17 protein-coding genes and 3 pseudogenes are annotated in these 18,233 nt (G+C 67.6%); 10 read left to right on the top strand and 10 right to left on the bottom strand.

The genetic code is table 11. From position 1 onward, the window contains the following. Window positions 1-205 precede the first annotated feature (205 nt). From AB0N81_RS22730 to AB0N81_RS22700, 7 genes are all read right to left on the bottom strand, one after another. Complete coding sequence (locus AB0N81_RS22730; protein WP_365361051.1) at window positions 206-607, bottom strand: hypothetical protein; 402 nt, start codon at window positions 605-607, stop codon at window positions 206-208. Further along, the gene (locus tag AB0N81_RS22725) at window positions 604-2,703 is read right to left on the bottom strand and encodes a hypothetical protein (RefSeq protein WP_365361049.1); all 2,100 of its coding nucleotides are present in this window, start codon (window positions 2,701-2,703) and stop codon (window positions 604-606) included. Before AB0N81_RS22725 ends, AB0N81_RS22730 begins: the two co-directional genes overlap by 4 nt. Beyond that, window positions 2,700-4,487: a hypothetical protein gene (locus AB0N81_RS22720; RefSeq protein ID WP_365361047.1), complete on the bottom strand. Its 1,788-nt coding sequence runs from the start codon at window positions 4,485-4,487 to the stop codon at window positions 2,700-2,702. The genes AB0N81_RS22725 and AB0N81_RS22720 overlap by 4 nt, the downstream gene beginning before the upstream one ends. Then, a complete protein-coding gene (locus tag AB0N81_RS22715; RefSeq protein WP_365361045.1) occupies window positions 4,484-5,986 on the bottom strand; it encodes an integrase in 1,503 nt (500 codons plus the stop codon). Before AB0N81_RS22715 ends, AB0N81_RS22720 begins: the two co-directional genes overlap by 4 nt. Then, window positions 5,973-6,320, bottom strand: coding sequence for a hypothetical protein (locus AB0N81_RS22710; RefSeq protein WP_365361043.1), 348 nt, complete (start codon window positions 6,318-6,320; stop codon window positions 5,973-5,975). The genes AB0N81_RS22715 and AB0N81_RS22710 overlap by 14 nt, the downstream gene beginning before the upstream one ends. Next, on the bottom strand, window positions 6,277-7,413 hold the full coding sequence (locus tag AB0N81_RS22705; RefSeq protein ID WP_365361041.1) for a hypothetical protein: 1,137 nt from the start codon (window positions 7,411-7,413) through the stop codon (window positions 6,277-6,279). Before AB0N81_RS22705 ends, AB0N81_RS22710 begins: the two co-directional genes overlap by 44 nt. Before the next feature lie 83 nt (window positions 7,414-7,496). Then, on the bottom strand, window positions 7,497-8,027 hold the full coding sequence (locus AB0N81_RS22700; RefSeq protein ID WP_365361039.1) for a hypothetical protein: 531 nt from the start codon (window positions 8,025-8,027) through the stop codon (window positions 7,497-7,499). A 213-nt stretch (window positions 8,028-8,240) separates the two neighbouring features. On the opposite strand from AB0N81_RS22700, the gene AB0N81_RS22695 reads away from it, so the two are divergent. Beyond that, window positions 8,241-8,438 carry a hypothetical protein gene (locus AB0N81_RS22695; protein ID WP_365361108.1) on the top strand — a complete coding sequence of 66 codons (198 nt, stop codon included), beginning with the start codon at window positions 8,241-8,243 and terminating at the stop codon, window positions 8,436-8,438. Between the two features lie 62 nt (window positions 8,439-8,500). Here the strand turns inward: AB0N81_RS22695 and cutA are convergent. After that, window positions 8,501-8,811, bottom strand: a pseudogene (cutA, locus tag AB0N81_RS22690) (divalent-cation tolerance protein CutA); the annotation flags it as partial. 290 nt (window positions 8,812-9,101) lie between these two features. Between cutA and AB0N81_RS22685 the strand changes: the two are divergent. Both AB0N81_RS22685 and AB0N81_RS22680 read left to right on the top strand, forming a co-directional pair. Beyond that, the gene (locus tag AB0N81_RS22685; protein ID WP_365361037.1) at window positions 9,102-11,288 is read left to right on the top strand and encodes a hypothetical protein; all 2,187 of its coding nucleotides are present in this window, start codon (window positions 9,102-9,104) and stop codon (window positions 11,286-11,288) included. A gap of 426 nt (window positions 11,289-11,714) precedes the next feature. Continuing rightward, window positions 11,715-11,810: pseudogene (locus AB0N81_RS22680) on the top strand (IS5/IS1182 family transposase); the annotation flags it as partial. 245 nt (window positions 11,811-12,055) lie between these two features. Here the strand turns inward: AB0N81_RS22680 and AB0N81_RS22675 are convergent. Beyond that, window positions 12,056-12,202: pseudogene (locus AB0N81_RS22675) on the bottom strand (transposase); the annotation flags it as partial. A 135-nt stretch (window positions 12,203-12,337) separates the two neighbouring features. Beyond that, window positions 12,338-13,186 (bottom strand): helix-turn-helix transcriptional regulator, encoded by an 849-nt coding sequence (locus tag AB0N81_RS22670; protein ID WP_365361035.1) that lies wholly within the window; start codon window positions 13,184-13,186, stop codon window positions 12,338-12,340. 139 nt (window positions 13,187-13,325) lie between these two features. Here AB0N81_RS22670 and AB0N81_RS22665 point away from each other — a divergent pair, with 139 nt between their 5' ends. From AB0N81_RS22665 to AB0N81_RS22635, 7 genes are all read left to right on the top strand, one after another. Next, window positions 13,326-13,601 (top strand): Atu4866 domain-containing protein, encoded by a 276-nt coding sequence (locus tag AB0N81_RS22665; protein WP_365361033.1) that lies wholly within the window; start codon window positions 13,326-13,328, stop codon window positions 13,599-13,601. A 155-nt stretch (window positions 13,602-13,756) separates the two neighbouring features. Continuing rightward, window positions 13,757-14,515: a glucose 1-dehydrogenase gene (locus tag AB0N81_RS22660; RefSeq protein ID WP_365361031.1), complete on the top strand. Its 759-nt coding sequence runs from the start codon at window positions 13,757-13,759 to the stop codon at window positions 14,513-14,515. Window positions 14,516-14,700: 185 nt separating this feature from the next. Beyond that, complete coding sequence (locus AB0N81_RS22655) at window positions 14,701-14,928, top strand: DUF5133 domain-containing protein (protein ID WP_365361029.1); 228 nt, start codon at window positions 14,701-14,703, stop codon at window positions 14,926-14,928. A 31-nt stretch (window positions 14,929-14,959) separates the two neighbouring features. Beyond that, window positions 14,960-15,415 (top strand): DUF6098 family protein, encoded by a 456-nt coding sequence (locus tag AB0N81_RS22650; RefSeq protein WP_365361027.1) that lies wholly within the window; start codon window positions 14,960-14,962, stop codon window positions 15,413-15,415. Between the two features lie 150 nt (window positions 15,416-15,565). Continuing rightward, complete coding sequence (locus AB0N81_RS22645) at window positions 15,566-16,765, top strand: aromatic acid exporter family protein (RefSeq protein WP_365361025.1); 1,200 nt, start codon at window positions 15,566-15,568, stop codon at window positions 16,763-16,765. A 247-nt stretch (window positions 16,766-17,012) separates the two neighbouring features. Next, the gene (locus AB0N81_RS22640) at window positions 17,013-17,972 is read left to right on the top strand and encodes an SDR family NAD(P)-dependent oxidoreductase (RefSeq protein WP_365361023.1); all 960 of its coding nucleotides are present in this window, start codon (window positions 17,013-17,015) and stop codon (window positions 17,970-17,972) included. A gap of 72 nt (window positions 17,973-18,044) precedes the next feature. Then, window positions 18,045-18,221, top strand: a complete 177-nt coding sequence (locus AB0N81_RS22635; RefSeq protein ID WP_365361021.1) for a hypothetical protein — start codon at window positions 18,045-18,047, stop codon at window positions 18,219-18,221. Window positions 18,222-18,233: the final 12 nt, after the last annotated feature.

Raw genomic sequence — 18,233 nt, 5'->3', positions numbered from 1 at the left:
CTGTTCACGGAGTTGACGGGCCGGCTCTCCGAAAAGTGACATGCCATCGCGTGATCTAGGTCATGGCACGGCGCCCGAGTGCGACACCTCCGGACCGACATCGGCCAGAAGCGCGTGCGCCGACCACGGATGCCACCGCGTCTACACCGACTCGAGATCATTGCGGGACAAGCCTTAGGTGGCGCGCGCTGACCTGGTTCGCGGCTCACCTCTGGCGTCCTCGCCCATCGATGCGGGTGATGTTGCTCTGAGCCTCGAGGGCTTCCGTCAGTCGCTTGTTCGCCAGGGCGAGGTGCTGGACCTGAGCCGCTGCAAGGGCGAGCTGAGCGGTCAACTCGCGGTTGCGGCGGCGGAGCTTCGCATTGCGGGCGACGAGCCTGTCGTGCTCGGTCGGTCCGCTGCGCAAGGTGGTGGGGGCGGCTCGGTGATCTGCGATCTCTCGGGCGATCTCGGGGTAGCGCCGGCGGAAGGTGGTGTTGGTCAGGCCGAGCCGGCGGGCCAGCATGAGGACGCTGGGGGCGGTGTTGGTCTCGCGGCAGCTTGCCAGCACCTCTTGGAGGTGCTTGCGGACCAGTGCCTCGGGCAGGTCGGGGACTCGGCGGGTCATGCGGGGACGGCCTCCTGTCCGTTGCCCGTCAGGAATTCCACGACCTCGGCCCGACGGTGCTGGAGTCGCTGCCGGAGGCGGGGAGCCAGGGCCGGTCGGGAGGCGAGCCGTTTGTCGATGCGGGCGATCTCTCGTTGCCAGGCAGCAGTGTTCTCGGCGGTCAGCACGACGTTGCGGCAGGCCAGGGGCAGGCAGCCGCCGTGCGAGGGAAGTCCCTCGCTGTTGCCGCGCCGGGCCTTCTCGCAGAGGGCCTTGGCCGGGTCGTTGACGCAGGTGATGTATTCGCCGGGGTAGACCGCGGGATCGTGTCGTTTCATGATCCTTTTCAGCCGGTGCTTGTCCAGGGCGACCTGGCCCTGGAACTGCGCGCGCTCGCCGAAATCCTGCAGCCGCCGGGCGGCTTCTTCGGCCGAGGGGCCTGCGAGGTCGAGGTGCTGGTGGGCTTCGATCATCTCCATGTAGCCCTCGCCCCGGGCGATGGCCTGCTCGCTTTCGACCTCGGCCCGGAAACCGGAGTCGCTGGTCCCCGCATATCCTTCGAACATTTGGATTGATTGATGCCGATATTGCAGGGCCCCAGCGATGACTCCGCCGGGGTGTCGCGCAATGAACCAAGCCAGAGTTCGTCTGAAGACTCTCGTCTTGAGTCGAACTGCATGGGCCTGGCCAGCTGCGATGGTGTCGGTGCGTCCCCGCTCCGTGCAGAGCTCGTTGACGAAGGCGGCGAAGAGATTGAGGTTCTGGTTGGTGGCGCCGACGCCGACGGCTCGATCAACGCCGGCTCTCTTCGGCTGACCTGATCCGTGGAGGAGGGCACCCATGAGGTAGTTCTGACTGGCGGGCTGCAACTGTTCGAGCACCCGGATTGCGCGAACGACGGGGTGGCAGACGGTCCATGTCGCCTCGACACCTTCTGCGTCCTCTTCGCCCTTGAACGCTCGGCTGTGTACGCGCCAGCGGTAAGTGTTGCCGTCCTCGTCGCGTTTGGCCTCGACGCAGCCGCGCTTGATGTGTTTGACCTCGCTGTCCCGCATGCCGCTGAGAAAGGCGATCACGATGTAGCAGGCTGTCTGCAGATGGCGTGCGAGCGCGGCCAGGCTGGTGGGCAGCGTGTGGTGGATGGTGACTGCCCTGATCCAGGGGCGGCCGTCCAGGGTGCCCTGGACGCCTTCGTCGACGAAGGCGGCATCCGCAACGCCGACGACAGCGGCGACCGCGTCGATGACCTCGCGGCGTTTGCTGATTTCTCGGCGGTGGCATTTCAGCGTGGCGGCGAGATGGCTGGTGTTGATCTGGCCTTGGTAGCCGGGCAGGGGCCGACGTGCCGCGAGGTGTTTATCAAGAAGCTGCTTCAGCCGTTCGTCGATCCGGTGGCTGGTCACTCGTCCCGTGCCAGCGGCTCGGCTCTCGCACCATCTGCGGTCCGCTTCGAGGATGTCCGGAGCGAAGTCGTTGATGAATCGCAGTGCCCAGACCAGCAAGGGACCCAGAACGTCTTCGGGGAGGCGGTCGGTCCCGTTCTCCCGACCACGTTGGGTTCGTTTCTCACCCCATCCATCGAGATGCAGCGGATCGAATCGGAGCTGGTCATTCCCGAGGTGAATGCGCCAACGCCAGAGAAGTCGTACTGCGGCTCGAGCCGCTTCCCGGGCTCCGTCCTGGTGAGGGAAGAGGCTCAGCAGGTGTTGGTTGTAGCGGTCCAGGTCGGCGGGCGAGATGGCGGACAGCTCGATTCGGTCGGCGGGCCATCGGGCGTCGATCCAAGTCAGAAGGCGCTTCATTTCGCCGAAAGCGGTGCGGACCGAGGCGATCGCGGGGCGGTCCTCGCCAGGCGGCGATTCCAGCTCCAGGCAGAGCAGGGCATAGAATAAGCGTTTGGCGGCGGGGCGGAATCGCGCCGGGATCGTGGGGAAGTTGAGCACTACTGTCCGCTCCTGGACCTGAACGATCGCTGGCGCCAGGCGCCAGACATCGTCGCTGAAGCGCGTGGTGTCCTCCAGGCGGCTGCCCGGCCGCAACGGGCGTCCGGCCAGGACGTAGGTGTTCTCGCTCTGCCGCAGCGCGTCGTGGATGCCCGCGCCCATGAGGTTGTTCATGGCGTCTCCCAGGGTGCTTCGACAAGATCGAGGAGGGCGTCGGGGACCTGTTCCTTCTGTGCCTGGGCGACTTGTGCCGGGGTGAACTTGCCGAGGACATCGCGGCGGACAGCGACCCAGACGAGGCCGTAGCGCTTCCACCACTCCTCCTCGCTCATCCGTTGCCGCAGACGTCCCAGGGTGTCGAGGAGAGCCAGCAGACGCGGTAGGTGATCTTGGGTGATCAGGCAGTTGCCGCAGAGGAAGCAGAGCAGGAACGAGTCGCCGCAGGGCTTGCCGGTCTCCGGGTGATGCTGGAAGTCCCCGCAGGCACTCCAAGCCGTGTCGAGGTGCCCATGGGCCAGGTCGTGCGCGGTTCCTGGAGCCAGGCCGGATCCTGTCAGCTGGTCCGGTGTGCTGCCGCTCGGGATGACGGTGGGGGTGTAGAGCACCTGGGCCGTGTTGCTCTTCGCCGAGGACGGCAGGTGGCCACCCAGCTGGCGGGTCCGTCGGGCATCGACGCTGGTCTTGATCTTGTTGAAGGTCACTTGAAGCGGCATCTCGACGGAGGGGAGGGCGTTCTCCTGCCCCTTCGCCCGCTCGGTCGGTGCAGGCGGGTCGGCCAGGACGGGTTTCGTGCGCGTCGCCGCCCATGTGCTCAGCTGCAGCTGTCCGCCGGCCCGCAGGTCCGCTTCGAACGGTGCGTAGTGCTCGTGTCTCGTCCCCCTCGCGTGAACGCGGTGGCCGTTGCGCCACACGCAGAGCGCGGACGGTGAGCCGCAGAACGCCCGGCTGCGAGCGGTCAGTTCAAGCAGGAGGAGGTAGAGACCGCCGGGTGTGTGCAGCTCGCGCCCTTCGGTGCCGATCTCCCAGGTCACGGTCTCGAACCAGCGGTCAGCTCCGCGGCGCCGTTTCACCAGGCGAACCTCGACCGCCCGGTTCTCGAGGAGCCGGTGACGGGCGGGCAATTCCTTGAGTGTCTCGCCGTTCCGTTCCGTCGCGATGGCGAGGAGGGCCATCAACGGAGGCAGGTCGCTCCAGGTCAGGAACAGGTGGGCAGCGAGTTCGCGCCGTTCCCGCCATTGATCAATCCCCGTGCCCGGGGGGACTTCCCCGGTCTCAGCCATTTCCGCAAGTACCTGGGCCAGCTGTTGCTGCTGTGGAGGGATGCCCTCAGGTTCGTCCTGCTGTCGGCGTACCAACTCCTCGCCGGTGCGGATGCGTCGGACGATCCGGGCGGTGTCCTCCCGTGCAGCGGCAGTCAGGCGGTCCAGTTCGCCGGCCGAGTATCCGCCCTCCGGATTCGTCCTGGGCCCGGGAAGGCGCCTCGCGAACGCGTCGCGAGCCTCCATGGGGATCTGGTCCCGGATCTTCTCCTGCCCGAACAACACCTGCAGTTCTGCCATGTCCCTCTGCCGCGTGCCCGCCGCAGAATCCGTGCGGGTATGGAAGGCGTTGACGTGATAGCGCGTGAGTTGTGCCGGCACCACAGGCTGAGGGTCCAGCGAGGCCAGGAAGTCCGTCCATCGCCGCAGGGGCAACCACCTGTTCTGGGCTCCGGAGAGGGTGCGAAGTCCGCCGCCAGGGCCGGTCCGCATCGCGAATGCCTCGGCGAGGAGGGGATGCCACCCGGGCAGCGGCAGCTTGCCGACATCGAATGTGCCCCGCCGGCCGTCCTCGCCGTGGAAGTCGACGACGAGTCCCCCCGATGCCCCTTCGTGAACGAGCGCTGGGGCCTTGTAGTCCGCGGCTGGCAGAGCTGACCGGCGGCCCTGCCCGGTGCTGCCCCGGCCCTGGCGGGTCACAGCGTCGTCTCCTTCTCCCCGGGCAGGTCCTGCGGGGGCTTCTCGTCGCCCAGGGCCGCGGCCGGGGTGTCGCGGGGGTCCTCCCAGGTATCGGGGACCAGGGCCATGCGGGTCTCCATCTCCAGTTCCTGCAGGGCGTGCAGATAGAGCAAGGTCGACAGCTGCGAGGCGTGTCCGAGTCTGCGGCGGACCCAGTCCATGGGGTCGCCGAAGATCCGCTGGTAGTGCAGCCGTTGGGCCGGGTTCATAGCGCCGAGTGCGGCGATGTGCCCGCGCTGGAGCTGTTCGAGGGTGATGACGGCAAATGTGTGTCTCAGCAGGTGGGCGTGTGCAAAGAGATCCAGGCCCTGCTCTTCGCACCGCTGGTTGGCTGTGGTGAACATGTCCTTCCATGCCGACAAGGTCAGCGGCATCCCGCTCTCGCCGAGCCAGAACATCGCGGGCTCCAGGCCCTGTTCGGTGTCGACCAGTAGCCGCCGACGCTCGCGCGGGCCGAGCAGTCGGACGTCGATCCTCTCGCTGCGGTGGATACCGCTCGTGTACTGGGCCAGGTGCGGCCTCTGCGGATCGGCGATCACGATCGGCCGTCGGATCTTGCGGTAGCGGCCTGCATCGCGGGCCTCCTCGATGACGCACTGCCGGTCCTCGGCCGCGTAGGCCGACAGGTCCCGCCGGACCGAGGCCGGCTCGTAGACCCATCGCGCGGAGTTCCGTTTCGCGATCGCCTTGGGCAGCCAGGACTTGCTGTAGCCGGCCGGGCCGGGTCCGGTCGGCACTTCCGTGATCAGACGGCTGGCCTGCTCTTCCAGCCGCAGGCCGGTGCGGACCGTGGAGTCAGTGAAGGTCCCGTTGCGCGACGCCCACCGGCCGCGGAAGTTGTCCCGGGGCAGGCCCTCTCGGTCATAGCCGAGGACTCCCACGTCCCGCCATCGTCGGTAAGACGGTGCGGGAAGCCACTCGATCACCTCGCCACCTGTGTCGTGAGCGTAAGTCGCTGGCACCGTCTCCCCGGTGTCCACCGGCTTCGAGCGGTGCCTGTTTCCCTTCTGCTCGGCCTTCCCGTCGCGTCGCGGCCGCTGCGGGATCGGCACTTCCGACACCCACTGCTTGCGCTTTGCGTAGACGTAGAACTGCTGCAGATGGGAGACCTCTTGGCTCCATGTATCCCCGTCGACCCGAGGCCCGCGGGGATCAAGGCGCCGCCAGTAGTGGTAGGCCGTGTGATCGGCCTCGGTCGCGTCCCGCCAGTTCTTCCCGCTCCGGCTCTGGTGCAGGAAGTTCAGCTTCCTGCAGAGGGCCGACGCCCGGTTGATCTGACTGTTCAGTGGGCCCTCCAAGAGGTTCACCCGATGGAAGTACGAGTTCAGGTCCGCGTCGTAGACGAAGCGCGGCGACAACAGGTACGGCGTGCCATCAGGAATGCCCAGGTCATCGAGCCACAACTCCCACTCGTCCGGGGAAATCCGCAGGTGCCAGGGCTGCGGCTCAGGCTGCGGCAAGTCCCGCGAGCTGTAATGGACTGACCAGGTTCCTTGTCTCAACACCCGCGGACCGTACAGCTACTTGGTCACTGACCGAGCGTGCACAAGCGAGCGTGCGACGAAAACGCTGGGTGCCGATGCGTCCCATAGGGTCGGCCTCAATGGCCTGCTCGGGCAGACCGAGCGCGGTGGCCTCGCGGTTGACCCAGGCGACGAAGTCCTCGATGCGGACGGCGGGGGCGCTCGGCCGCAGGACACCGTGATCGATGCGGGAGGTTCCGTTGTGCACGGCATGACTGAACAGGAACTTACCGTCGGGTGCCAGGCGTTCCAGGACGCGGATGGCACTCACCACGGGAGCGATGGGCCACCCAGGGCACGTCGCGTTCGACGCCGGCGGAGAGATGGCTGCCGTGGTCGTCGACGGCACTCTTATAGGCGCGGCTGTGAATACGGTGCCAGCGGGGGCTCTCGGCGTCACCCGAAGGCGGGCAGCAGCCGGTGCGCAGGCCGAGGACTTCGCCGGGGCGCATGCCGGTGAGGTAGGCGATCACGACGAAGCACGCGGTGACCAAGTGGCGTAGCAGTCTGCCGGTTTCGTTGAAGTCGATCACTGCCCGCCAGGGGCGCTCGCCAATCCGGCCGTGGACGGGAATGGACACTGGGCAGGGGCCGGGTCGACGGGAGGCGGCGGCAACGAGTCCGGTGCGCTCCGCATACAGGGCAACCTGGTGGCGGGAGGCGCCGGTGATACCCCCGACGTAGGCACGGGCGGAACCGGAGCGGCCCTGGTTCACCGTTGCCGGGACGGGCGTATTGCCGGTGACGAACGGCTCGAAGTAGGCATGCAGGGCAGCCAGCCCGTGGGCAGTGGTGGGATTGGTGCGGGCCGCCTGGGCCAGCCGCTGAGTCTCGGAATGCCCCGCGAGGATGTCCTCGGCGAAGTCTTCGACCATGCGTAGCGCCCACACCAGCAAGGGCCCCATCGTCTGCTCGGCCAGTGGCTCGGTTTCGTTCTCCCCGCCGCTGGAAGCCGGGGTCACAGGCAGGTAGTCGTCGACTGCGTGCTCGTCCCAGGGCGGCCGGGCAACTCCACTCGGGCGGACGCTGAGCTGGTCGTATGCCCACAGACGGGTGAGGGAGATGAGGATGTCGGCGATGCGGTCGCGGCTCAGCCCGGGGTCGGCCAGGTGCGTCCACTGCTGCACGGTCTCTTTGACCTTGGACAGGCTGGTGCGGGCCCGAAACCGGGTGCCGCGCCCGAAGAGGAAGCTGGGCCGCAGTTCTCCGTTGATCAGCGTCCAGGCCGTGCGGCGGATCTCGGGCTGAAATGCCGCAGGGCAACGCCGCCAGTGGATCTGTTCCAGGGCCCGGTTGGGGTTCTCCGTGAGCGCCGCGAGCGGCCAGACGGGGTCCAGGTACCGGCCGTTGAGGTGCGCATGCACGGGCCGAACATGCTGGGCGAGGACGATCGGTGAGTCGGGTACCGGCTCTGGGATCAGGTAGGCGTCAGCCTCGACAGCAGGATTCACCCTTCGAGCACCCCCGCAAGTAGGAGAACAACGAGAGCCCGATCCTCGTCACCAACCGCATGCAACGCCTGCCGCCACAGCCCGTCTCCGAGGGTCGCCCTGAGGTCCTCCAGCCGGGCATGGGCCTGGGCCCACTCGCTCTCCCACACCGGCACTGACAGGACCGAGCGCAGATTGCCCAGCGCACGGTGCAGCAATGCGAGGCGGGCGTGATGGCCCGGGTGGATACGGGCGTTGGCACAGCCCAGACACATCAGAAACGACGCGGCGCAGCGGCCGTCCACACCGGCGACCGGGCCATGCCTGTCGTCCTGGCAGTCGGCCACCACCGTGGGCCGGTCCGCTGGATCGCCTGTGGCACGCAGCGGCGCGACCACGCAGGCGGTGGCGCGCCGGGCCGCGTCCTCGGCGTCTGCCGCGATGACTTCAGCGGCTCGGTTCTGCACCCGGTGGTCGGCCAGCACATAGAAGCGGTCATGGGTTGCTGGGCTGTTCTGCCCGGCTTCGCGCCGGTGCAGCGCGTTCACCGATGCCGGCGCTCTTCGGGCCTTGGAGCAGGCGAGATTCGCGTATGACTTCGCGAATCACACGAGTGAGCAGGCGTGGGTCCGATTCGTGACGCCGTACCGGATGGACTCACTGGCGCTTTCGGTATACGGCGAACTCAAGCGCCAAGAGCTGACGGTTACAGCTGACTCCGCGTCGAGCGCCTCGGTAAGGAACTGCCTGACTCTGGAGTCGTGGTGCTCGGGGCCCTGGCGTCGGCGCTTCTGCGCGGCGGCGACGTAGACCGCGGGGTCTACGTCGCGCGCCAGTTCGCAGCAGCAGTGGAGTCAAAGCCGAACACCATGGGACGTCAGCGGGCGCAGGGCATCGCTGCCTGGCTCCCTGACACGGAGTGCGACCTGGCCGGCCACCTGCTGGCGTTCGCGTCGTGAGCCATCATGGCGCGCAGGCTCGGTGACGGTGAGGTGCCGGGGGGGGGGTACTGCGGATGAGCCTCCTCGACCACCCAGGACAGGTACGCCTGCGACCCTCCGGTCACGGGCAGCGTGATCCACTGGGGACGTCATACGGATGCTTCTCGTGCAGTCACGCCTCCAGTGCCGGGAGACGGTCCGTAGTAGTCATGTACGAGATCCGCCACTCCTGCGCTGTCTCGACCTCCCCCTTCCACCAGTAGAAGGCGGTGATCGGCGCATCAATGTGAACGCCCGCTGCCAGCTTGCTCTCGACCGCGCCCCGGGCCAGCGCCTTCGCTTGATCCTCGTCGTCACTGGTTGTCTGCGCGATCACAATCTCGTGGGCCATGCAACTGCCTCTCCAGCTCGGGTACCGCGACCCTAAGCAGCCGACCAGTGCACGCCGACAGTCGGTCGCATCGCAGCCTTGTCTACCTTGCGTGTGCCATCACTTGGGGACCACGCCTGGGGACCAGTGCCACGTGCACGCAGGTTTGTGCCGCTTGCGCGCATGTGGAGGCAGCGAGTTGAGTACCAGCGGCTTTGGCCTCGGCGGTGAGAGAGCCGAGTCCCGCGTATGCAGCGATGTGTGTCAGTCCTCGGCTCTAAGCTGGCGAAGCGGAGGATTGGGGGAGGTTCATGCAGGAATACTTGTTGGCTGATGTGCCGCTCGGACCGTTTGAGGGCACGCGGATCACGCTGTACTCGGCCCGGGGGAAAAACGCCAGACTGCACGTTGCCAGAGCATGTGGGCAGCTTCGTACGTCTGACGTGAAGACCGCACAGGTCGCTTTGGACGCGGAGGTGATGGGGCGGCTGTGCTCTCGCTGCACGGAGTGGGGATCGTGGGCACGGCCGACGACCGCGCTGGGGATGTTCCTCCGGGCACTCGGCGGAGTGGGCCTGCTCCATCAGCTGCAGTCCTACACCGAACCTGACGAGGACGAGTGCTGGACACAGGAAGAGGTAGAAGCTGCCGCTGAAGTCCTGCGTTCGGATGCGGAGGCGACGGATGACGACGGGGAGGACGCGCGCGAGGACGCGGAGCGCCTGCAGGGGCTGGTCTTCTCCTACTGGCACAGGGCGGCGGAGAGCCTGCACCGGGCACAGTCAATCCTCGCCTCCTTCCTCTGGCTTGAGGACTGGGCGCAGCGGGCGTTGGAGACGAAGGCGGAGTTCCTGGAGACCTTGCGCTCTCAGGCGGCCCTGTTCGTCGAGCCGGCGGGACTGCTCGTGGCTGCGGCGGCGGCAACGATGGAGCGGCCCCGGCTTTCCGGAGAGGACCCGGCCTTCGCGGTACTGGGCAGCAGCGACAAGATCTCCACGGCGCTGAACGCGCTGTGGCGTCGGTGGCAGGGTGCGGCCGAGAGCAGTTGGGTGGGGTCTCCAGCTCGCTCGTACATGTCTCACTACCTTGTGCAGGGCATCCGCAGCAACCGGAAGGGTCATGACGATGCGCTGGCTGGGGCGGCTCGTCTGATCGACTCCTGGGAGGCCCAGGCTCGCGCTCTGGCTGCATCGGCTGAGGGCAAGCCGACGCAGCGCGTCACCGCGCGCCTGCCCGAGGCCACTGAGGAGACGGCACGAGGGGTGCGGGGAGGACTGCTCGAAGGGCTGGATTCGTGGACGCAGGGTGTTGTGGCCACGTGGGTCGTGGGCGCGGACTGGGGGCGCCGTACGCTCACGCTTGACGTTCCTGCCCTCATCGCGGAAAGGCTGCACGCCCCGTCCAGCGACGTGGCGTGCGAACCGCCCCGCGAAGAGGCCGATGCGATCGAAGCGAGTCGCACCCCAGCTGGTCGGCCGAGTTCAATCCGCCCCGGGGTCTTCGACGACACCCCGGTCTTCGACCGGCAACCGGTGACTGCCGAACACATCCGCGCGCTGCGGACCTTCACTCGCAGTCCTGACCAGCTCTACATTGTCATCTCGGTGAGTGGCGGAGTCGAAGTCCTGCCCCACGACGTGGTGGAGAGGAGGCTTGCGCAGGGGTGGAGCGGAGTTCTCGTCGCAGGTGCCTCCGATCTTCCGGAGAGCCTGATCGGAACGTGGGCTCAGACCGCCGGCTCCGAGCTCGAGGCGGGCGGGAGCCACTGGACGGGTGGTTGCAGAGACGCTCACGATCTGCACTTCGGCGAAGAGTTCGGGGGCATCGACGGTGCGCGTCAGACCGTTCGCCACACCTACTTCGACGCCGATCGTGCACGCAACCTACGCCTGCTCGCCTTGACGCGAGGGGTGCACGATCTGCGAACCCTCGACGCAGGCAGAGAGCGGATGCTGCCCTTGGCGGTGTGGGAGGGGACGCTCGCGAGCGACCGGCTGGACCTCGCGCCTTTCATGCAACCCAGTGCTGACAGGTGGCACCGCGGTAGCGGTCTTCCTCTGGGGCCTTTGGCTGTAGCCCAGATCTACACCACGAACGCGGATCCGCAGATCGAAGGAAAGGGCCACTCACCCCTGTGCCGTCACGCCAGGGAACGCGGTGTCGCGACCAACGACGATCTTCTGACCGTCACTGACCTGCTTGCGAGAGACGACTTCGACTGGTGCGGCAAGTGCGGCGGTTACGCCGTACGCAGGCTGACCGACACCCAGGTCTCGCTCTACCGTGCCGCCCACCGACTCCACGCCATCACAGCTCAACTCGACCGAGGTAGGTGTCACGACGATGCCGACACAGTGCTTTCACAGCTGGAGGAACTGGCGGACTGGCAGCCGATCGATGAAGAGGGCTGGTACACCAGCGATTCCTGGCGGTGGCACGAGGCCATCAGGAACCTCAAACGTAAGGTCGAGAGGGCCCGTCGGGACGAGATCTCTTGAGATGTCGGGCTGGGATTGGGATCCTCCTCAAGAGGCTGATCTATCCGGTCTGCGTCATTGCCGTGGGGACCAGTTGGGGACCACACGGTGCTCGCGCACCTGAACAGCACGCGCGGGGACGCACGTTCTGCGTCCTAGTCTTGCCTGATATGTGCAGGTAGTTACTGTGGTCCACACTCATGGGGGTCAAGGGGTCGCAGGTTCAAATCCTGTCGTCCCGACTCGAAAGAGTCGTTGATCGAGGGGCCGTTTCAGAGCAATCTGAAACGGCCCCTCGATCGGTTTTGGGGGCCGTTGGGGGACTGGCGCGCTTGACCGCGTCAGCGGGTGACCATGATGGGGCTCGGCCGGCGTCGGTCCGCCAAGCTCCCGGTCCGCCAAGCTCCATGCGGGGGCTACGACTACGACCACCTGCGGTAATGACTCCGAGCTCGCCATGTCGTGCCGCGCATTGCAGGCAGGGGCATCGAGTCCTCGGGTCGACTGGGGCGGCACCGGTGGCCCGTCGAGCGGACTGTGAGCCGACTGGTCGGAGGCCGGCTCCTAAACTCCTGCCTCGTGGCCGTCCCTGGTCAGCGGAGCCGTGATCGGAGAGTCTGGGGGGCATGCTGCTGGTCCTCCGAACTGAGGTGCCTGGCGGGATCGGTGATGCGGACGACCCCAATGAGCTCGGTCTTCCCATGGGTTGGCGGCCTTCGATGCGGAGAGCCCTGCCGCCCTCAAACTGCTCTGCCGATTCCGCTGCTGCCTGCCGGGCTGAAGTGCGGAGCTTTGATGCCGCGGCGCCGTAGGTGTGCGCGGATCGTCTGGGATGAGTAGCCCTTGTCCGCGACGACGTGGCTGGAGCGGGCGACGCGGATGCCTGCCATCACCCGCTCGAACTGTGTGCAGTCGTTGCGGTTGCCGCCGGTGAGCGCTCCGGCCTCTTTTGACGGGGCGAAGACCGTCTGGAACGTCGTCAGCTATGAAACACGCGGTGGCGAAATCGACCGGGCTCGACCGGGCACTATTGCCGAATTGCCGACCGATCTCCATGTTCCGTCGGCTGATCAGCGGTGGGGGCGGGGCGCGGGTCGGCGGCGGGTGGCCTGGATGGAACCGAGCAGATTGAGGGACTGCGCACTGGGGCTGCCTGGTTCGGCGTGGTAGATGACGAGCTGCTGGCCGGGGGCGTCGCGTACGTCGAAAGCCTGGTAGGTGAGGGTGAGGGTGCCGACGTCCGGGTGGAGGAGGTGTTTGGCGTGCTGGGTCTTGCCACGCACGGTGTGGGCGTTCCAGAGGCGGTTGAAGTCCGCGTTGTCCTCGGTGAGGGTGCGGACGAGCTCGCGCAGCCGTGGGTTGTCCGGGTCGAATCCGGTTGCCTCGCGGAGGTTGGCGACGGTGGCCTGTGCTGCCCGGTCCCAGTCCATGTAGAAGTTGCGGCCCGCGGGGTCGAGGAAGGTCATGCGGGCCAAGTTGTCCGCGGGATCGAACGGGGCGTAGAGGGCATCGGCCATGGCGTTCGTGGCGAGGAGGTCCAGGGTCCGGTTCATGACGAACGCTGGAGTGTTCGGGTAGCCGTCCATCAGCTGTCGCAGTGCTGGGCTCACCTGCTCGGTGGCACGGGCGGAGAACCGGTCGTTCGGCGTGGCCCCGGCCAGCCGGAACAGGTGCGCGCGGGCCTCCGTGTCGAGCTGCAGGGCGCGGCTGAGTGCGTCGATCACCTGGGGTGAGGGGTTGCGCTCGCGGCCTTGTTCCAAGCGGGTGTAGTAGTCGGCGTTGACTCCGGCCAGGACGGCGACCTCCTCGCGGCGCAGTCCCGCGACTCTGCGGGGCCCGTAACTCGCCATGCCGACGACCTCCGGCCGCAGGTCGGCGCGGCGTGCGCGCAGGAAGTCTCCCAGGTGGTTGTCGTCCATGTGTTCAGGCTAGGTGAGGGCTCGGTGTGCTGCCTGGGTGTGCCATGCCCAGGCAGCAAGCGTCCTGGTTGATGGCCGGTGACCTGCCCAGACTCGGTGGAGCGGGAAGGACCACATCGTACGAGGAGAGGAGTCCGCCATGGCCGGGACCGTTGAGGGCGAGCAGGGCGAGCAGGTCGACGTGGTCGGGGTGTGGGTGACCGCGGATGGGCACATCCGGCAGGAGCTGCTGCCGGACGGCCGGTACGACGAAGCCCGCGGCGAGCGGGCCAGCGCCTACACCGGCCGCTACACGGTGACCGGCAGCCACCTGGACTACGTCGACGACACCGGCTTCACCGCCACGGGCGACATCCGGGACGGAGTGCTCTATCACGAGCACCTCGTGCTCCACCGGGAGCAGAAGCAGTCGTAGCAGTCGTAGAGAAGGCCGGGCCCATGACCGCCCTGTAGCCCTGTACCGGAGTGCGACTCCGCCGTCGGCGGATCAGGAAGCCCCGACACAACAGCCAGTCAGCATCAACATCAACATCAACGAGAACCAAGGACCAAGGACTAAGGAACGCATCCATGACAGGACAACGACTTGACGGCAAGGTCGCGCTGATCACAGGCGCGACCGGCGGCCTCGGCACAGCGACCGCCGAGCTCTTCGCCGGCGAAGGCGCCCGGCTGGTGATCACCGATGTCGCCGAAGGCCCCCTGCGGGAGCTGGCCCACCGGATCGAGGCACGCGGTGCGGAGGTCGTCGCTGCCCGCCTCGATGTCTCCTCCGCGCGGGAGTGGGACGAAGTGATCACCGTCGTACGCGACCGGTTCGGAACGCTGGACGTGCTCGTGAACCTCGCGGGCATCGTGGACTGGCCGGGTATCGAGGACACACGGGAAGAGGCGTGGGACCGCGTCATCGACGTGAACCAGAAAGGCACATGGCTCGGCATGAAGGCGGCGGTGCCGCTCCTGCGTGCGAACGGCAACGCGTCGGTGATCAATACGTCGTCAGTGCTCGGCCTGGTGGGAAGCGGTGCGGCTGCGGCCTACCAGGCGTCCAAGGGGGCCGTGCGCCTGTTGAGCAAGACCGCCGCGGTCGAGTACGCCCGGCAGGGAGTACGGATCAACTCGGTGCATCCCGGGGTGATCGCCACTCCGATGATCCAGGACCTCCTGGACGACCAAGGCGACCAGCAGCCGGACATCCAACGCACTCCCATGCGCCGAGCCGGCCGCGCCGACGAGGTCGCGCCCGCGATCCTTTTCCTGGCCTGCGACGACTCCTCGTTCGTCACCGGCGCGGAGCTGGTGGTCGACGGCGGGCTCACCGCGCACTGAACGACCCAGCCGTACGACGTCCACGTGGGCCTGCCGTGGATGTGTCAACGGCTCGGCCCCCCGGCCCCGCGCACCCGCACCGCCCCACACAACCCGCCCATGAGATCGGACGCATAGTCCTTTGAGGCCCGGGCACACGAGTCCGTGTACAACCCATGTGAATGGTGGCGAAAGGGAGGCCTCTGATGCTCATGGCGCACCCGGTGGTCCTGAAGGACCTGATCGAGGAGTACGAGACGCTGCGGATGCTGCACGCCGAGAGCGGTACCGAGCAGGCGCGACAGCGGATGGACGACGTCGCGTACACCCTGTGCGTGGCCACCGGTACCCGTGACATCGACGCCGCTCTCGTCGCCGGACGCCATCAGCTGCCCGGGGCCCGGGTGACGGACGATTCCCTCCTCGCCGCCTGACCGTTCCTCGAAGACGCGAGCCCGCGGGACCATGAGCCATGCCGATGCCGAGAACCTGCCGACGTTTGCCGGCCTCGACAAGCTGACCCGGCTCGTCACCAGCTGCCGCGGCCTGTACGTGCGCTGGTCCCGCGGCCCGCAGCATGATCTGCCCGAGGCGGCCAGCACGGACGACCTCACCGGGGTGAAACTGCCGGGACTGTCCGCCAACTGCCTGGACATCGAGACCTGGTGGGGGCAGCGGCCCGCTCACGTCTGGGTTGCCCGGCGGCTGTACGACTACTGCCACCTGCCCCGGGTGAAGGACCTCCGCGCACGCCCCTGGCTCCTCCGGGGCCACGAAGCCGCCCGCGGCCCCGACAACGAACCCCTCGTGATCGACGTCGAACCGCTCGGCTGGATCGCAGACCACGTCATCGCTGACGCCCGCGGCATCATCACCGACCTGCCCGGCAACTGGGGCCCACTCAACCGCGATACGACCTGAGAAAGAGTGCCCCACGACCGGCCGAGGTCCGTAGTCCGCCGACGAGCAGGCACGACACGCACCGAAAAGACCACGCACCGAAAAGACCACGCACGGAAAAGACCACGCACGGAAAAGACCACGCACGGAAAAGACCAACGGAGGCGGTAAGTGGCCGGCGAGGCCGAACAGCAGGAGTCCGCACCCGATTCGCTCCGGCACTGGCCGGATCACCTACGGCAGTGGTGGCAGCGGGCCAGACAGACGCCCGGATCTGAGCGTCACAGCCTGCTGCTGATCATCAAGAGCACGCTGGCGGCAACCCTGGCCTGGCTTGTCTCCTACTATCTGCTCGACGCGCCCATGCCGGCCTTCGCGCCGTTCTCCGCCGTACTGATCATGCAGGTGACGGTCTATCAGTCCCTGCTGCAGTCGTTGCGCTACGTGGCAGCCGTGAGCGTCGGCGTGGCCATGTCCACCGCCCTCGGATTCATGATCGGATCCGACCTGCTGACCTTCGTGGTCGTCGCGTTCATCGCCCTCACCATCGGACGCTGGCCCGCCCTCGGGCCCCAGGGGCCGCAGGTCGCCACTGCGGCGTTCTTCGCCTTCTCGACCTACGCCCTCGCCACCTCCGACAGCCAGAGAGTCACCCAGCTCGGGCAGATCATCCTGCTCGTCGTCATCGGCTGCGGCATCGGCGTCACCGTCAATCTCGCCCTGATCCCGCCCCTGCGCCACCGCAGCGCCGAACACGGTGTGCGCTCCCTGTCCAGGGGGCTGTACTCGCTGGTGAGCGACCTACAGGCGGCCCTGCGCGCGGGCAAGGTGGACCAGGAGTACACCCGCGCCTGGCGTCAGAGGGCGGAACAGACCGGCGAGCTGATCACCCAGGCCAGAGCCAGCTTCCGCACAGCGGAGGAGAGCCTCTACTACAACCCCCGGCGCATGCTGCGCCGGCACCGTATGCCCGCTTCCTTCGACGGATACGGCGGCGTACTCGAGGCGCTCATCCGCTGCCTGCACCAGGTGGCCTCGCTCGCCCGCAGCCTGGATCAGTGGACAGAACAAGAGGACGGTCTCGACGACGACGCGTTCTTTTCCATGTACGCCGACTACCTGCAAAGCGTCGCCACAGCCGCGGAACTGCTCGGTGAGCTTCGAGAAGAGTCCCTCCGGGAGCAGGCCAAGGAACTTGAGGACATCGCGGCGGAGGCCCAGGAGCGCACCCGCGCAGTGACGGAACAATGCGGCCGGTCGGAGCTGCCGCTGGCCGATGTCTCTCGTCCATATGGAGTCCTGGTCGTCGAGGCGACCCGCCTCACCGAAGAGATACGGCACACCAGTGAGGTGCTCTCCTCGACCTGCTGATCCGGCCGCGATGCCGGGGCCGGAGGTGTCTGCGGTCGCGGTCACTGCGGTCGCGGTCATTGCGGTCGCGGTCACGACGGCGGAGAGCCGTTCGGGCCTCGCTGCTCCGCGTCGGCAGGATGTCGGTGGTTCGGCGGGGCTGTCGGTGACCCATAGGCGATGCGTCGGGGAGCGCTGGAACCGTGGGCGTCGAGCAGCCCTGCGGGGCAGCCGCAGTCGCCTTCAACGAAAGGGAGACCCCGCCGTCATGTCGTCCACCTCCTCCTCCGTCCTGCCCTGGGATGTTCAACGGCTGCCGCGTGCCGATGGCAGCGTCATCCTGGTCACCGGCGGCAACGCCGGCATCGGGTATTTCGTCGCGGAGCAGTTGTCCGCGACCGGAGCCACTGTCGTACTGGGCAGCCGGAATCCGGCGAAGGCCGAAGCCGCCGCGGGCTCGATCCGCTCACATGTCCCTGGCGCGCGGGTCCGGGCCGTACGGCTGGACCTCGCCGACCTCTCGTCGCTCGGGCCGACGGTGGAATCACTGGCTGTGGAACGCCTCGACGCGGTGGTCCACAACGCCGGCGTCGCGCTCGACGACCCGCCGCGCCTGGAGACCGGAGACGGTCACGAGCTCATGTTCGGCACGAACCACCTCGGGCACTTCGCGCTGACCCACTGGCTGATGCCGCTGTTGTCGGCCGCACCGGCGGCCCGCATCGTGACCATGGGCAGCTTCGCCGCGAAGTCCGAGCGGCTCGACCTGGACGACCTGCAGTCCCGCAAGGACTACCGGCCCAAGCGCACGTACGGACGCTCCAAGCTGGCGCAGATGTACTTCGGCCTCGAACTCGACCGGCGTCTGCGCGCTGTCGACAGCACGGTGGCGAGCGTGGTGGTCCATCCCGGCGGCGCGCTGGACTCCCTGACCCCGTCACGGCCGCCCGTCCATGTGCGGACCGCTGGTGCGCGGCTCTGCGGGGCACCGGCCGCCCTCCTCGTCCAGGGCAAGCACGCCGGCGCATGGCCCGCGGTCCGAGCAGTGCTCGACCCGACCGTGCGCGGAGGGCAGCTGTGGGGGCCACGCGTCCTCAGCCTGCGCGGCACGCCCCGACGTGAACCGGTGTGGAGCCATCTCACCGACACCTCCGTCGCGGCTCGGTTGTGGGACGCAAGCCGCGACCTGACCGGCGTCGACGTCGACGTCGACAGCATCCCCGGATAGACCCGGGCCTGTAGTGGGCTGCGACGGGCGCTCGCCGGCTTCCTCTCCGGCCCGTGCTGAGAACGTCCAGCAGTGGGTACGGTCCCGCTGGAGCTCGAGGCCCGGCGCACGTGCTACGCCACGCTCAGCGCCGGTACTCGCGACCTGGCCAACGTGATGGTGAAAGTCCTCCACGCCCTGGAGAAGGGTGAGATGACCGAGGAACTGCGCTCAGATCTGGACCGGGCACGTTCGGTCACCCCGGTCTGACGCTCGGGCAAG

The sequence above is a fragment of the Streptomyces sp. NPDC093510 genome, assembly GCF_040683555.1.
GTDB lineage: Bacteria > Actinomycetota > Actinomycetes > Streptomycetales > Streptomycetaceae > Streptomyces.
Note: the sequence above shows the minus strand (reverse complement) of the source record. Positions and strands in the feature narration are given on the sequence as shown.

Coding starts and splice junctions, on each gene's coding strand:
- AB0N81_RS22685 (WP_365361037.1), top strand. CDS start 9,102: ATGCAGGAATACTTGTTGGCTGATGTGCCGCTCGGACCGTTTGAGGGC.
- AB0N81_RS22650 (WP_365361027.1), top strand. CDS start 14,960: ATGAGCCATGCCGATGCCGAGAACCTGCCGACGTTTGCCGGCCTCGAC.
- AB0N81_RS22670 (WP_365361035.1), bottom strand. CDS start 13,186: ATGGACGACAACCACCTGGGAGACTTCCTGCGCGCACGCCGCGCCGAC.
- AB0N81_RS22730 (WP_365361051.1), bottom strand. CDS start 607: ATGACCCGCCGAGTCCCCGACCTGCCCGAGGCACTGGTCCGCAAGCAC.
- AB0N81_RS22660 (WP_365361031.1), top strand. CDS start 13,757: ATGACAGGACAACGACTTGACGGCAAGGTCGCGCTGATCACAGGCGCG.
- AB0N81_RS22655 (WP_365361029.1), top strand. CDS start 14,701: ATGCTCATGGCGCACCCGGTGGTCCTGAAGGACCTGATCGAGGAGTAC.
- AB0N81_RS22665 (WP_365361033.1), top strand. CDS start 13,326: ATGGCCGGGACCGTTGAGGGCGAGCAGGGCGAGCAGGTCGACGTGGTC.
- AB0N81_RS22640 (WP_365361023.1), top strand. CDS start 17,013: ATGTCGTCCACCTCCTCCTCCGTCCTGCCCTGGGATGTTCAACGGCTG.
- AB0N81_RS22725 (WP_365361049.1), bottom strand. CDS start 2,703: ATGAACAACCTCATGGGCGCGGGCATCCACGACGCGCTGCGGCAGAGC.